Source organism: Streptomyces sp. WAC 06738 (genome assembly GCF_003945505.1).
Classification (GTDB): domain Bacteria; phylum Actinomycetota; class Actinomycetes; order Streptomycetales; family Streptomycetaceae; genus Streptomyces.
Map to the genome: position 1 here is coordinate 6,854,807 of NZ_CP029618.1, position 13,619 is coordinate 6,868,425.

General features: G+C 76.3%; 9 protein-coding genes and 1 pseudogene. 3 read left to right on the top strand and 7 right to left on the bottom strand.

What is annotated here, in order from left to right:
* The first annotated feature begins 15 nt into the window (after positions 1 to 15).
* A complete protein-coding gene (gene rsgA, locus DMB38_RS29935) occupies positions 16 to 1,134 on the top strand; it encodes a ribosome small subunit-dependent GTPase A (RefSeq protein ID WP_125937762.1) in 1,119 nt (372 codons plus the stop codon).
* Between the two features lie 87 nt (positions 1,135 to 1,221).
* On the opposite strand, the gene DMB38_RS29940 is transcribed toward rsgA, so the two are convergent.
* Positions 1,222 to 1,809 (bottom strand): TetR family transcriptional regulator, encoded by a 588-nt coding sequence (locus tag DMB38_RS29940; protein ID WP_125939372.1) that lies wholly within the window; start codon positions 1,807 to 1,809, stop codon positions 1,222 to 1,224.
* A 108-nt stretch (positions 1,810 to 1,917) separates the two neighbouring features.
* Entirely contained in the window at positions 1,918 to 2,913 is a 996-nt protein-coding gene (locus DMB38_RS29945; RefSeq protein ID WP_125939373.1) for a helix-turn-helix domain-containing protein, read from the bottom strand.
* Between the two features lie 1,399 nt (positions 2,914 to 4,312).
* On the opposite strand from DMB38_RS29945, the gene DMB38_RS29950 reads away from it, so the two are divergent.
* Complete coding sequence (locus DMB38_RS29950; RefSeq protein WP_240662542.1) at positions 4,313 to 5,350, top strand: protein phosphatase 2C domain-containing protein; 1,038 nt, start codon at positions 4,313 to 4,315, stop codon at positions 5,348 to 5,350.
* A 34-nt stretch (positions 5,351 to 5,384) separates the two neighbouring features.
* Here DMB38_RS29950 and DMB38_RS29955 read toward each other — a convergent pair.
* The 3 genes and pseudogenes from DMB38_RS29955 to DMB38_RS29965 form a co-directional block, all read right to left on the bottom strand.
* Positions 5,385 to 8,518 (bottom strand): annotated as a pseudogene (locus DMB38_RS29955) (glycoside hydrolase family 38 C-terminal domain-containing protein).
* A 94-nt stretch (positions 8,519 to 8,612) separates the two neighbouring features.
* Complete coding sequence (locus DMB38_RS29960; protein ID WP_125937764.1) at positions 8,613 to 9,653, bottom strand: DUF2637 domain-containing protein; 1,041 nt, start codon at positions 9,651 to 9,653, stop codon at positions 8,613 to 8,615.
* 112 nt (positions 9,654 to 9,765) lie between these two features.
* The gene (locus DMB38_RS29965) at positions 9,766 to 10,665 is read right to left on the bottom strand and encodes a (2Fe-2S)-binding protein (protein WP_125937765.1); all 900 of its coding nucleotides are present in this window, start codon (positions 10,663 to 10,665) and stop codon (positions 9,766 to 9,768) included.
* Positions 10,666 to 10,865: 200 nt separating this feature from the next.
* Between DMB38_RS29965 and DMB38_RS29970 the strand changes: the two genes are divergently transcribed.
* Entirely contained in the window at positions 10,866 to 11,453 is a 588-nt protein-coding gene (locus DMB38_RS29970; RefSeq protein WP_346429527.1) for a GntR family transcriptional regulator, read from the top strand.
* A gap of 22 nt (positions 11,454 to 11,475) precedes the next feature.
* Here the strand turns inward: DMB38_RS29970 and DMB38_RS29975 are convergent, their stop codons facing one another.
* Positions 11,476 to 12,447, bottom strand: a complete 972-nt coding sequence (locus tag DMB38_RS29975) for an acetylxylan esterase (RefSeq protein ID WP_125937767.1) — start codon at positions 12,445 to 12,447, stop codon at positions 11,476 to 11,478.
* A gap of 149 nt (positions 12,448 to 12,596) precedes the next feature.
* On the bottom strand, positions 12,597 to 13,595 hold the full coding sequence (locus DMB38_RS29980; RefSeq protein WP_047018714.1) for a LacI family DNA-binding transcriptional regulator: 999 nt from the start codon (positions 13,593 to 13,595) through the stop codon (positions 12,597 to 12,599).
* Between the last annotated feature and the right edge of the window lie 24 nt (positions 13,596 to 13,619).

The window sequence follows — 13,619 nt, forward strand, 5'->3', positions numbered from 1 at the left end:
TGAAGGGTCGCTCTGTTGACACACCTCCCCGCACCCCACCGCCTGATCGCCTACGGCTGGGATGAGGCCGCCGCCGACGCCTTCGCGCCGTACGAGTCGGAAGGTCTGATCCCGGCCCGTATCGCGCGGGTGGACCGCGGCTCCTGCATCGCCCTCACCGAGGCCGGACCCGTCCGCGCCACCACCGCCCGCCTTGCCGCCGCCGACCGCGCCGCCGGCCGGACAGCCGACCTCACCCGGCTGCCCTGCACCGGCGACTGGGCGGCGCTCGAACCGGGCGAGCGCTTCGCCGTACAGGCCCTGCTGCCGCGCCGCACGGCCTTTCTCCGCTCGGCTTCGTCCAAACGCTCCGAGGGCCAGGTCATCGCCGCCAACGTCGACCACGCCGTCATCGCCGTCTCGCTCGCGGCGGCGAGCGCCGCCGACATCGAACCCGCCCGGCTGGAACGGCTGCTCTCCCTCGCCTGGTCCAGCGGCGCGCAACCTCTGGTCGTGCTCACCAAGGCCGACCTGGTCGCGGACCCCGTGGTCCTCGGACACCTCGTCGCCGACGTCGGGGAACTCGCGCCCGGCACCGCGGTCCTCGCGGTCAGCGCCGCCACCGGCGCGGGCGTCCCGCAGGTGGCCGCCGCGCTGTCCACCGGCACCTCCGTGCTGCTCGGCGCCTCGGGGGCGGGGAAGTCCACGCTGGCCAACGCCCTGCTGGGGGAGGACACCCAGCGCGTCCACGAGGTGCGCGACGCGGACGGCAAGGGCCGGCACACCACAGTCTCCCGGGACCTGCTGCCGCTGCCCGGCGGCGGCGTCCTCATCGACACCCCGGGCCTGCGCGGCGTCGGCCTGTGGGAGGCCGACGCCGGGCTCGGCCAGGTCTTCGCGGAGATCGAGGAACTGGCCGCCCGCTGCCGCTTCCCCGACTGCACGCACACCGCGGAACCGGGCTGCGCGGTGCTCGCGGCGCTGGAGGACGGCGAGCTGCACCCGCGCCGCCTGGAGAGCTACCGCAAGCTCCAGCGCGAGAACGCCCGCATCGCCGCGCGCACGGACCTGCGGGTGCAGGCCGACCGGCGGCGGGACTGGAAGCGCCGCGACGCGGCGGAGCGCGAGGCACGGGCGCGCAAGGGGAGAGGCTGAGGCAGGGCGCGAGCGGGCGCGGCGCCCCCCGAGCCCTCCAGGGGGCGCCTGCCGCCGTACGTCAGCGGGGTGATCCGCCGCCGCGGCTCACCCGGCGGCGGCGTCCAGCGCCGGGGCCAGCGTGGCGAACGCCCGGTCGGTCAGCCCGGCGGGGTCCTCGGCGCCGTCGCTGCCGCTCCACCGCCGCAGCACGGTGTCGAAGGCGCCGAGCGCCATCCCGGCGGCCAGTTGGGGGTACAGGCCGCTGCCGGGGCCAAGCCCCGGGCGCCGCGCCAGCTCCGCCGCCAGGTCGTCGCGCCACCGGTCCTGGCACTCCAGGAAACGCGCCCGCAGGGCGGGCGTGCCGAGGACCAGCCGGACCACCCGCAGCATCCTGCCGGGCTGGTCGGCGCAGGTGGCCAGCGCGGCCCGGACGGTCTCCCGCAGCGCCGCGGAAGGCGGCTCGCCCTCCGGGCGGGCCGCCAGCGCCGCGCGCATACCGCCGCCCAGCCCCGCCAGGAACCGGACGACCACGTCCTCCTTGGAGGCGAAGTACCGGAAGAACGTGCGCTTGGAGACGCCGGCCGTGGCGGCGATCTCGTCGACGGTGACCGCGTCGAATCCCTTCGACGCCAGCAACCGCAGCGCCGCCTCGCTCAGCTCGTCGGCGACGAGCCGGCGCTTGCGCTGGGCCATCGAGACGTCGGGGCCGGAACTCACCCGGCAACCTTACGGCGATGCCGTGCACGGCACCCGGTGGCGCGCTGCCACCGGGGGTCGCCGTCCGGCGGCTGCGCCGGCGGGTCAGGACCGCTGCTCGGCGCACCAGCCGCGTTCGTGCGCGTACCAGCCCAACTGCAGCCGCGTGTGCACCCCGGCGATCTCCATCAGCCGCTTCACGCGCCGCTGTACGGTCCGCAGCCCCAGGTCCAGTTGCTTGGCGGCGCTCGCGTCCGTGAGGCCCGCCAGCAGCAGGCCGAGGATCTGCAGGTCCACCGCGTCGGGCCCGTCCGCCGCCTGCTCCACCACCGCCGCACCGCCCGTGGTGAGCCGGAGGGGCAGCGCCTGCCGCCACAGGCTCTCGAAGAGGCCCGTCAGCGACTCCAGCAGTCCGCTCGCGTGCACCACCAGCGCGGCCGGCTCACCGGCCTCGGCGAACATCGGCACCATCGCCGTCGCACCGTCGGCGATCACCAGCTTCGTCGGCACCACGTCCGCGACCCGCAGCTCCTCGTTCCTGCGCAGCGCCTCCGCCGCCTCGGCGACCGTGCCGGGGGCCAGCAGCCGGGAGCGCTCCAGCACCACCCGGAACCGCACGCCGCGGCCCGCGGCCTTCTCCTCCGCGGTGTTGTCCTGGCTCCGTACGGCCAGCGGCTCCCGCGTCACCAGCGCGCACACCTCCTGCTCGGCGCCGAGCTGGAGTTGGAGGAACCGGTGCGCCACCGCGCCGGCGCCGGTCACCACCTCGACCAGGTCGTGCACGTCGGCGGGCTCGCCGGCCTCCGCGCGGTACTCCTCGGCGAGCAGGGCGGCGGCCAGCTCGGCGCGCTCCAGCTCGTGCCGCTGCTGGATCAGCAGCGCCCCCAGCGCGACCGACGGCGGCGCCGCCACCCAGCGCCCCGGCCGCGCCGACGACTGCGCCGCCAGCCCGTGCTGCTCCAGCCGCCGCAGCGTCCGCACCGCCTCCGGCTCGGGCAGCGTCAACCGCCGCGCCAGCTCGGGGACGTCGGCGGCGCCGAGTGCGACCAGCGCGCGGTAGGCCGTCTCCTGTACGTCGTCGAGTCCGATGGCACCGAGCACCTGCACATCCTGACCGTACCGGTGGGTCGGGTGGAAGGCCCTTGCCGTGATCTTGCCGGTCCTGCCCTTGCGGCGAGGGGCGGCGGGGAACAATAGGGAGCATGGATCGCCAGGGGGAGACGGCGGGGGAACGCCGCACCGAGGACGAGTGGTGGCACGACCTGTACGAGGAGGGGGTGCCGGACACCGGCCCGCAGCGCGCGGGCGACACCCTCGACGACCGCTTCGCGTCGGTGGCGCGGGCGGTGGACGAGGAGGCGGACCCCGCTCCGCGCGGAGCGGCTCCGCCGGGGGCGGCCGGCTCGTCGAGTCCGTCGCGTCCGGCCCGGCCGTCGGCGGCGGAGCCGTACGACCAGATGCGGGACCCCGACTACCCGCCGCCGCCCGCCTCTTCGACACCGCCGCCGTCGGTGGCGGGGGTCCCGGGGTTCACGGAGCGCGCGGAGCCGGCGGGCCGCGGCTGGACGGACGACGTGTTCGCGGGCCTGCGGGAGGACGACGGGCCGGTGCCGCGACCGGCCGAGCGCGTCCAGGACCGGGAACCGGAGCCGGACCGGAAACCGGAGCCGGAGCCGGAGCCGGAGCCGGTGGAGCCTCCCGGGCCGGCGGCGGAAGAGGCCGCCCCGTGGTGGGACTCGGCGGACCGGGACCGCGCGGCGAGCGCTCCTTCGCAGCCCGCCCCGCGGGAAACGGCCGAACGCGCCCCGGCGGAAGAGGCATTGCCGGAGCGGGAGGGGACCGAGGCGAACGAACGCGACACGCCCACCCCGGCGGACGCGGTGTCGCCGGACTCGGCGGAGCCTGTGGACCAGGCGCCGGGGGAAACCGCCCCGGCTGACGCGGGGTCGGCCGCCGGACGGAGCGCCCCGGTGGACGTTGCGCCGACCGGTCCAGGAGCGGCCGGCGGATCGATCCCGGCGGATGGGGTGTCGCCGGACCCGGTGGGCGCCGTATCGCCTGCCCCCGCGGAGGCGCTGCCGTCCGGGCCCCCGGAGGCCGCCCCGGCGGCGGCGAAGCCGCCCGCCGTGCCGGAGGCCGGATTCGGTGCCCCCGCGGCGCCTGCGCCGGGCCAACGGTCCTCCGAGGGCCCGGAGTCACCGGCTCCGCCTCCTGTCCGGCAGGCGCCCGCCGCCGCCGGGCAACCGGCGCCGCCCGCCGTGCCCGTGCCGGGACAACGGGCCCCCGGGGCGCCGGAGTCGCCCGCACCTGTCCCGCCCGCCGTCCGGCAGGAACCCCCCGCCGCCCGGACACCCGCTCCAGCGCAGCCCACCGCCCCCGAACCCCTGCCTTCCGGCTCGGCGGCACCCGCGCCCGTGCCCCCTGCCCCGCCCCACGGGCGGGCTCCGCACCGCAGCCCGACACCGACGAACCCCCGCCCGCCACCATGCGCCTGCGGCAGGTGTCCGTCACCGACACCCTCACCGACGTCGAATGGGCCCGCCGCGGCGGGGAGTTCGTCGGTGGGGGACCGCCCACCTACGAGGCCGAGCCGACCGCCTTGCCCGAGGTGGCGCCCGGGGCGCTGGCGGATTTGGTGCCCGACACCGTCCTCGACGGTGCGCGGTACGGGTCCTTCACGCTACGGGCCGCCTCCACCCGCGGTGACAGCCCCCGCTACCGCGGCGAGCAGCGCCGTGACGCACTCCTCACCGCCCGGTTCGGCGGCGGCGAGGACGCGCTGGTGTTCGTCGCCGTCGCGACCGGCGCGCGCGGCGTGCCCCGTACCGACCGGGCCGCCGACTCGCTCGTACGGTGGATGGGCGAGGCCGTCGGCAGGAGCCGGGCGCGGCTGTCCGAGGACATCAGGACCGGGCGCCGCGCCGCCCTGAAGGGCGGGCTCCACCGGCTGACCGGGCGGACGTACGGGCTGATGCGCGCGCAGGCCGAGGAGTTCGGGGTGGACCCCGCCGGGTACACCGCCGGGCTGCGCTGCCTGCTGCTCTCCGCGGACCCCCGCTGCCGCACCCGGGTCTTCTTCGGCACCGGAACCGGCGGGCTCTTCCGGCTGCGCGGCGACGAGTGGCAGGACCTGGAGCCCGCCCCGCCGGAGGAGGAGGCCCCGCAGGCCCCGCCCCCGGCACCCGGGCCCCCCGCCGATCCCCGGCTCACCGTCGACCTCGGCGTCCAGCCGCAGCGCTCCGCCCCCGCGGGACCGCCGCCGCCCGGATTCGGCGCGCTCGTGGACACCCCCGACCCCGGCGAGCCCGCCCCGTTCGCCTTCCGCGCCTCGGAGGGCAGGCCCGGCGACGTACTGCTGCTGTGCAGCCCCGGGTTCGCCGAGCCGCTGCGCGGCGCCCCCGGGCTGGCGGCCGAGCTGGGGGAGCGGTGGCGCGGCGAGGAGGCGCCGCCCGGGCTCGCGGCGTTCCTCGGGGACGTCCAACTGCGCGCCAAGGGCTTCGCCGACGACCGCACCGCCGCCGCCCTCTGGGAGAGCTGAGCAAGGGGGCCCGGCGCGGCCGGGCCCCCTCACCTCACCGTACGGGCCGCATCCTCAGCGTCAGGATCTGGAAGGGGCGCAGCCGCAGCGACACCCCACCGTCCTCCTCCCGCGCCGCGTCGGACGAGTCCAGCGGACGCTCCAGGAGATCCGTCACCCGGACGTCACCGACCGCGAACGATGTCGTGAGCGTCCCCGCCGCCCGGCCCCCGCGCGACTCGTACACCCGGACCACCACATCGCCGCTCCGGTCCTCCGCCGGCTTCACCGACTCCACCGTGATCGCCGGATCGCTCACCGACACCAGGGGCGGCCGCGCCGCCGTACGCGCCGTGCGCAGCGGCAGGTTCAGCGCCAGACCCTGCTCCACCGCCGCGCCGACGTCCGCGCCCGGCAGCAGCGCGTACCGGTAGCGGTGGACGCCGAGGTCCGTCTCCGGGTCCGGGAACTTCGGCGCCCGCAGGATCGTCAGCCGCACCGTCGTGCCGAGGCCCGCCTCGTGCGCCTCGCGCGTCACGTCGTGGCCGTACGTGGCGTCGTTGAGCACCGCCACGCCGTACCCCGGCTCGCCCACGTGCAGCCAGCGGTGCGCGCAGATCTCGAACTTCGCCGCGTCCCAGCTCGTGTTGGCGTGCGTCGGCCGGTGCACGTGCCCGAACTGGATCTCGGACGTGGACCGGTCCGCGTGCACGTCCAGCGGGAACGCGGCCTTGAGGACCTTCTCCTCCTCCCGCCAGTCGACCTCGGTGGTGAAGTCCACCCGCCCGCTCTCCGCGGCCAGGCTGATGTCCTGCACGATCCGCGAACGGCCGGTGGTACGCACCACCCGCACGGCCGCGCGCAGCGGCCCCGACTCGGTGACCTCCACCGACTCGGCGTCCACCAGGTCGGTGCGGGTGCGCCGGTAGAACTTGTCGATGTCCCAGGCGTCCCACTGGTTGGGGTGGTCCGGGTGGAGCTGGAGCAGGTTGGCGCGGGCCCCCGGCGCCAGCACCTCGCGGCCGGCGGTGAGGTCGCGTACCGAGGCCACCAGCCCGTCGCCGTCGACGACGACCCGCAGCAGCCCGTTGTCGAGCACCACCTGCGCGCCGTCCCGCACCGCCGTCACCTCGGCCCCGGCCGCCGCGCCCGCCGTACCCGCGCCCAGCGCCGGCGCGTCCACCCGCGCCAGCGACCGGCCGTCGCCCAGCGGCTGCGTCACCGCCTCCGGCGGCAGCGCGGTCGCCTCCTCCGCGGCCAGCTCCACGACCTCCCCCCGGTCGTACGGCGACGCGTTCAGCACCGCGACCCCGTCGCCGTCCGGGGCGCCCAGTGCCGCGACCGCCGCGGCCGTGATCCCCGCCAGCTCCTCCGCCACCGCCGCGTACGTCTGCGCCGCCTCCCGGTGCACCCAGGCGATCGACGAGCCCGGCAGGATGTCGTGGAACTGGTGCAGCAGCACCGTCTTCCAGATCCGGTCCAGCTCCTCGTACGGGTACGCGTACGCCGGATCCGCCAGCGCCGCCGCCGTCGCCCACAGCTCCGCCTCGCGCAGCAGGTGCTCGCTGCGCCGGTTACCGCTCTTGGTGTCGGCCTGGCTGGTGTACGTGCCGCGGTGGAACTCCAGGTACAGCTCGCCGGACCACACCGGCGCCGCCGCCCCGTACTCCTCCTCGGCCGCCGCGAAGAACACCGCCGGGTTGGCCACCTCCACCCGCGGCGAGCCCTCCAGCGAGCGCAGCCGGCGCGCCTTCTCCAGCATCTCGCGCGTCGGCCCGCCGCCCCCGTCGCCGTACCCGAAGGGCACCAGCGACATGCTCGCCCGCCCCTTGTCGGCGAAGTTGCGCTCGGCGAGCGACAGTTCGGAGGCGTGCATGGTGGCGTTGTACGTGTCCACCGGCGGGAAGTGGGTGAAGACCCGGGTGCCGTCGATGCCCTCCCACCAGAAGGTGTGGTGCGGCATCTTGTTGGTCTGGTTCCACGACAGCTTCTGGGTGAGGAACCACCGGATCCCCGCCAGCCGCGCGAGCTGCGGGAACGCCGCGGTGTAGCCGAAGGAGTCCGGCAGCCACACCTCCTGCGTGTCCACGCCGAACTCCTCGGCGAAGAACCGTTTGCCGTGGATCAGTTGCCGGGCCAGCGCCTCGCCGCCCGGCATGTTGGCGTCCGACTCCACCCACATCGAGCCGACCGGCACGAACTGCCCGGTCCGCACGGCCGCGCGGATACGCTCGTAGATCTGCGGCTGGTGCTGCTTGACCCAGGCGTACTGCTGCGCCTGCGAGCAGGCGAAGACCAGCTCCGGGTAGTCCCCGGAGAGCGCCAGCTCGGTGACGTTCGCGAACGTCCGCGACGCCTTGCGCACCGTCTCGCGCAGCGGCCACAGCCAGGCGGAGTCGATGTGCGCGTGCCCCGCGGCGTACGCGCGGTGGGCGCTGGCCGCCGCGGGCTGCGCCAGCGCCGGGGCCAGCACCGCGCGGGCGGCGGCGGCCGTGCCGGGCACGTCGTGCAGGTCGAGCACGTCGAGCATGCGGTCCAGGGTGTGCAGGATGTCGTGCCGGCGGCCGCGGTCCACCGGCAGCTCGTGCATCAGCTCCGACAGCACCTCGATGTCGAGGACCAGATGCCACACGTCCTCGTTGAGGACGGCGAGGTCGGCGGAGCGGAAGGTGTACAACGGCGCGTCGCCCGCGGTGCGCAGATCGCCGAGGAGGGTGGGGGTGAAGTCCTGGAGCACCGCGGGGTTCGCGGCGGCCTCCAGCAGCAGCCGTACGGGCTCGCCGCCGGCCGCGGGGGAGGCGATGGGCACATGGCGGTTGCGCGGGTGCACGCCCTTGACGGGCGCACCGGCCGCGTCGTACACCAGCCCCTCGGCCTGGAACCCGGGCATCTCGGTGCCGAACCCGGGGTCGATCACCGCCTCGACGCGCCGCCCCGCCCAGCCCGCGGGCACGGTGCCGGTCAGCCGGAACCAACTGGTCGACCACGGCGGCCCCCAGGCGGTGCCGACGGTGAAGGGCTCGTACTCCTCCGGGGGATCTTCAGTGCCTCGTCCGCCGGCACCGGCTCACCCGGCCGGTGCCACACCGACAGCTCCAGGGGGACGCGTTCGGTGTACTGGGCGGGTCGGATGAACTGGCGCAGCGCGCGGTCCAGCCGGCCCTCCGCCAGCAGTCGGTCGTCGTGCATCGCGGCTCCTCACAGTCGTCGCTGTGATCTGCCTAACCTGCGCGCGGCCGACCGGGCAAGAGGACCCACCACCTCGATCGTCACGGGAGCACCGTCAGCGGTACTGGTTCTCCATCGCCGTGAGCTTCTGCTCCAGGGTGTCCAGCGGTGCCGCGAGCGCGTCGTCCGGGCCCGCGGCCGCGGCGACGGACTTCGCCGGAGGCTGGCCGCCGGAAGGACCGCCGGCCACCGCCGGCCGGGTCTCCGGCGCCGAGCGCGACCGCAGCGGGAACCGCGCCGCCTCCGTGACCGGCTCCGGCGTGAGCGCCACCTGCGGCTCGGCACGCGCCGCGGTGAACTCGCCGGGGGCCAGCGCGCGCTGGTGCTTGCCGAGGGCCTTCAACCGGGCCCGCTCCAGCCGGGCCTGCTCGCGCTCCTCCGCCCGCCGGCGCGCCTCGTCCCTGCTGTCCTGGCGCACCTCGTCGACGGCCTCGTCCAGCGTGCGTACGCCTTCGAGGAGCATCAGCGACCACGCGCGGAACGTCTCCCGCGGCGCCCGCAGCCACCGTACGAACCGGATCTGCGGCAGCGGCCGGGGCACCAGCCCCTGCTCACGCAGCGCGGCCCTGCGGGTCTGCTTCAGCGCCCGGTCGAAGAGCACCGCGGCCGAGAGCGACATGCCGGCGAAGAACTGCGGCGCGCCCGCGTGGCCCGTACCCCGCGGCGCGTGCACCCAGTTGAACCAGGCGGCCGCGCCCGCGAACGTCCACACCAGCAGCCGGGAGCCGAGCGCCGCGTCGCCGTTGCTGGCCTCGCGTACGGCGATGACGGAGCAGAACATCGCGGCGCCGTCGAGCCCGAAGGGGACCAGGTACTCCCAGCCGCCCGACAGGCCCAGGTTCTGCCGGCCGAAGCCGACCAGGCCGTGGAAGGAGAGCGCGGCGGCGACCGCGGCGCAGCAGAAGAGCAGGACGTACGCGAGCGTGCCGTACATCGCCTCCTTGCGGCGCCGGCGCTGCTCGCCGGCCTCCCAGGAGTCCGCGGGCTCGTCGGCCTTCTGCCGGCCGCGGACCACGACGGCGACGGCCGCGAGCACGCCGAGCAGCAGCACGGCGGCCGGGAGGGCCCAGCTCAGCGGTATCCCGTTGAATCCCATCGGATGTCCCTTGCCTCGCCGGATGACGGGTGACTCGGGGACCGATACTCGCGGAATTCCCGCGCGATTCCGGAGGAAACGAAATCAGCCACTCAATGGGATGGCTTCTGTGCTAAGAGCTTGCGACGAGCCGGGCGACGCGCTCCGCGTCGCAGGTGCGCGGGCAGGTCACGCAGGTGTCCTCGGGCCGCAGCGTGTAGTACATGCAGCAGCTCGCGCGGTCCCGGGTGGCCAGGGACTGCCCGGCGGGCCCGGTGAGCGTGCGGAAGGCGGCGCCGCCGGCGTACGGGGCGGTGGCCCCTCCGGTGCCGGGCAGGAGCTGCCCGGTCTCGGCCATCGCCCGCTCCTCCTCGCCCAGCAGGTCCCCGAGGTACCACAGGCCCTCGACGATCTCGTCCGTCGCCATCCCCCACAGCGCCCGCGGCCCGCGGCGCATCCGCGGGCCGAACGCGGCGAGCACCGGCTCCAGATGCTCGGCCACGGCCGCCCGCACCTCGGCGCGCAGCGCCTCCTCGCCGGCGACGACGCGGGCGCCGGGCAGTCCCGCGGCCGGGTCGTCGGGCAGGCAGGCGAACGCGCCGCCGTGGACGGCCAGGCGCATGCGGCTGCCGTCGGCGTTGCGGTGCAGGGCCACGGCGTCCAGCGGGACGCGGGGCACGCGGCGGAGCAGGAACCAGGGGAGGGTGACCAGCAGGCAGGCGGACCAGGCGTAGCGGTGCAGGCCGAAGCTGGCGACCACGTCGGGGCGGGCGTCCTCGCCGTACGTGCGGCGGACCTGCTCGGCGTCCCAGGCGAGGAAGTCGTCGAGGGCGGGGCCGCCGGCGGCGAGATCGGCGGCGGCCACCCAGCCGGGTCCCGCGGGCAGCGGGTCCGCGGGGCCGAGTTCGGTGACGGCGAGGAAGGGCAGCACCTCGCTGAGCCGTGCGTACGCCGCGGTGACCGGGGTGCCGGCGGGCCGCGCGGGCGGGGCTCCGGCGGCGGCGAGCGGCTGGGGCACTGCGGGCGCGGACATCGTGCGGTGACCACCCTGGGCTCGGCGGGGCGTGACGTGTTCTCGACCCGTCGACGGGTTGAGGTAAGGCTAACCTTAACCCGCTTGATCCGGGAAGGGGCAAGGGGCACCGGGTTACCGTGGGGCGCGAGCGCCGCCCGCCGGGCGTTCTTCCGTCGCGAATCGGGACATCGGGGGAATCGGGGGAAGCAGTGGAGGACGTGCCGCACCCGCCGGCGGGACCCGGCCGGCGCCGCGCCCCGGCCCGGGTGCGCCGCCACTCCGTACGCGGCCAGGTGCTCGACGCGCTGCGCGCCGCGGTGGCCGGCGGCGAACTGCGGGCCGGCGAGGTGTACTCCGCGCCCGCGCTGGGCGAGCGGTTCGGCGTCTCGGCGACCCCGGTGCGCGAGGCCATGCAGCGACTCGCCGCGGAGGGCGCGGTGGAGATACTGCCGAACCGCGGCTTCCGGATCCTCGCGCCCAGCGCCCGCGATCTGGCCGAGCTGGCGGAGGTGCGCGCGCTGCTCCTCGTACCGCTGCTGCACCGGCTGGCGGCCGGGCCGCCGGCCGGGCGCCTGCTGACGCTGAGCCGGCTGACCGGGGACGACGCGGAGTTCCACGAGGCGCTTGCGGCGCTCTCCGGCAACCGCCAACTGGCCCGCGTCGCGGGCGAACTGCGGGCCAGGGCACGGCCCCCGGCGGCCACGCGGGACCGCCGGCAGGCGCTGGTCGACGCGCTGGCGGCGGGGGACGCGGCGGCGGCCGAGGCGGTGCTGCGGGAGCTGCTGGGCGCCCCGGAGCGGCCCTGACGGGGCGTACGGCCGCGGGCCGCTACGCCTGCAGCCAGGCCAGCGAGGTCACCCGGTGGTCGTTCCCGCCGCCCTCGTGGCCGTTCCACGGGTAGACCTCGATGTCCTTCGGCCCGCCCCAGTGGTTGTACGACGCGAAGACCGTCGACGGCGGGCACACCTCGTCCATCAGCGCCACCGAGTACAGCGCCGGCACCCGGGCGCGCGCCGCGAAGTTGAGGCCGTCGAAGTACGAGAGCGTCCGGAACACCCGCTCCTCCGCGTCCCGCTGGGTCGCCAGGAAGAGGACCAGCTCCTGGTACGGGTTCTTGTCGGTGATCGTCACCGCCCGGCGGAAGTGGTTGAGGAACGGCACGTCGATCATCGCCGCCCGCACACCGGGGTGCAGCCCGGCGACCGCGGTGGCGATCGCGCCGCCCTGGCTGCCGCCGCTCACCGCGATCCGGTCGCCGTCCACCGCCGGGTGCGCGGCGGCGGCGTCCACGGCGCGCACGGCGTCGGTGAAGACGCGGCGGTAGTAGTACTCCTCCGGGTCGAGCACGCCGCGGGTCATGAAGCCGGGCGTCTGGGCGTTGCCCGTGCCGTACGGGTCGGGGGTGGAGCCGGCGTTGTCGCGGTGGGCGGCGCCCTGGCCTCGGGTGTCGACGACGAAGACGGCGCGGCCCGCGGCGGGCCAGAACAGGTGGTCGTGCGGGAGCCCGCGGCCGCCGCCGTAGCCGATGTAGTGCATGACGCACGGCACGGGCCCGTCGGCGCCGCGCGGCAGGACGAGCCAGGCGGAGATGCGGTGGCCGCCCCAGCCGGCGAAGGACACGTCGTGCACGTCGACGGCCGTCAGGCCCGTCGGGTACGGGCGGAACTCCGGCGCCGGGTCGCCCGCCGCGTCCTGGGCCCCGGCGAGGGTGCGGGTCCAGAAGTCGTCGAAGTCGGCGGGCTCCTCGCGCTCGGGGCGGTAGTCGCGCAGCTCGGCGAGGGGGAGGTCGAACAGGGCCATGGGGACGCTCCAGTCGGTCGTGGCGGCGGTGCGGGCTGTGGGACGGCGGGTGCGGACGGGGTGCGGGGGGAAGGCGGTGCGGCGCGTACGGAATGCCGGTACCCGGCGCGTACGGAACGCATCCGGCGAGGGGCGCGGGCGCTCCGGGCTCAGCGGGCCGGCGGCGGGCCCGTGGAGGCGCGTACCGTCAGGGTCGTGGCCAGCTCCACCTGCTCGGGCTGTGCCGCCCCGCCCTCGCCGTGCAGCCGGAGCATCCGGAACGCGGTGGCCGCCATCGCCTCCAGCGGCTGCGCGACGGTGGTCAGCGGCGGTGCCGCCCAGGCGGCGACCGGGGTGTCGTCGAAGCCGGTGACGCTCATGTCCGCCGGCGCCCGCAGCCCCCGTTCCGCCAGGGCCTGGAGCACGCCGAACGCCTGCCCGTCGTTCGCCGCGACCACCGCGGTCGGCGGCTCGGGCAGGTCGAGCAGCGCCAGCGCACCGGCGCGGCCGTCGGGCGCGAAGAAGTCGGCGTTGCGGATCAGTTCCTCCGCCACCGGCAGCCCCGCCTCCAGCAGCGCGGCGCGGTAGCCGTCGAAGCGGGCGCGGGCGGACCAGATCGTCAGCGGCCCGGTGAGGGTGGCGATGCGGCGGTGGCCCAGCTCGATGAGGTGGCGGGTCGCGGCGAGGCCGCCCTGCCAGTTCGTGCAGCCCACGGAACGTACGCCCGCGCCCGGTTCCGCCGGCGGGTCGATGGCGACCAGCGGGATGCGCTTGGCCGCCAGCCGCGCGCGGGTCTCCGGCGCGGGTACCTGGTGGACGAGGAGGACGCCGTCGCTCCCGCGCGCCATGATGCGCTCCAGGGTGTGGCGCAGGACGTCGGCGCTGTCGGGCACGCTGTCGATGACGATCCGGCAGTCGGCCTCGGCGCCCGCCTCGACCGCGCCGGTGACGAGCGCGTCCGCCCACGGGCTGTTGAGGCTGCCGATGACGAGGTCGACGACGCCGGCGCCGCGGGACGGCCGGTAGCCGTGGTCGGCGAGCAGCCGCGCGATGCGCTCGCGGGTGGCGGGGGCGACGTCGGTGCGGGCGTGCAGGACCTTGGAGACGGTCGACACCGAGACGCCGGCGCGGGCGGCGATGTCGCTGAGCGTGGCCTGTTCGGGCGGCATGGCGGAGTCCTTTTCGAAAACTCC

Coding starts and splice junctions, on each gene's coding strand:
- DMB38_RS29940 (WP_125939372.1), bottom strand. CDS start 1,809: ATGGCCCAGCGCAAGCGCCGGCTCGTCGCCGACGAGCTGAGCGAGGCG.
- DMB38_RS29960 (WP_125937764.1), bottom strand. CDS start 9,653: ATGGGATTCAACGGGATACCGCTGAGCTGGGCCCTCCCGGCCGCCGTG.
- DMB38_RS29965 (WP_125937765.1), bottom strand. CDS start 10,665: ATGTCCGCGCCCGCAGTGCCCCAGCCGCTCGCCGCCGCCGGAGCCCCG.
- DMB38_RS29975 (WP_125937767.1), bottom strand. CDS start 12,447: ATGGCCCTGTTCGACCTCCCCCTCGCCGAGCTGCGCGACTACCGCCCC.
- DMB38_RS29980 (WP_047018714.1), bottom strand. CDS start 13,595: ATGCCGCCCGAACAGGCCACGCTCAGCGACATCGCCGCCCGCGCCGGC.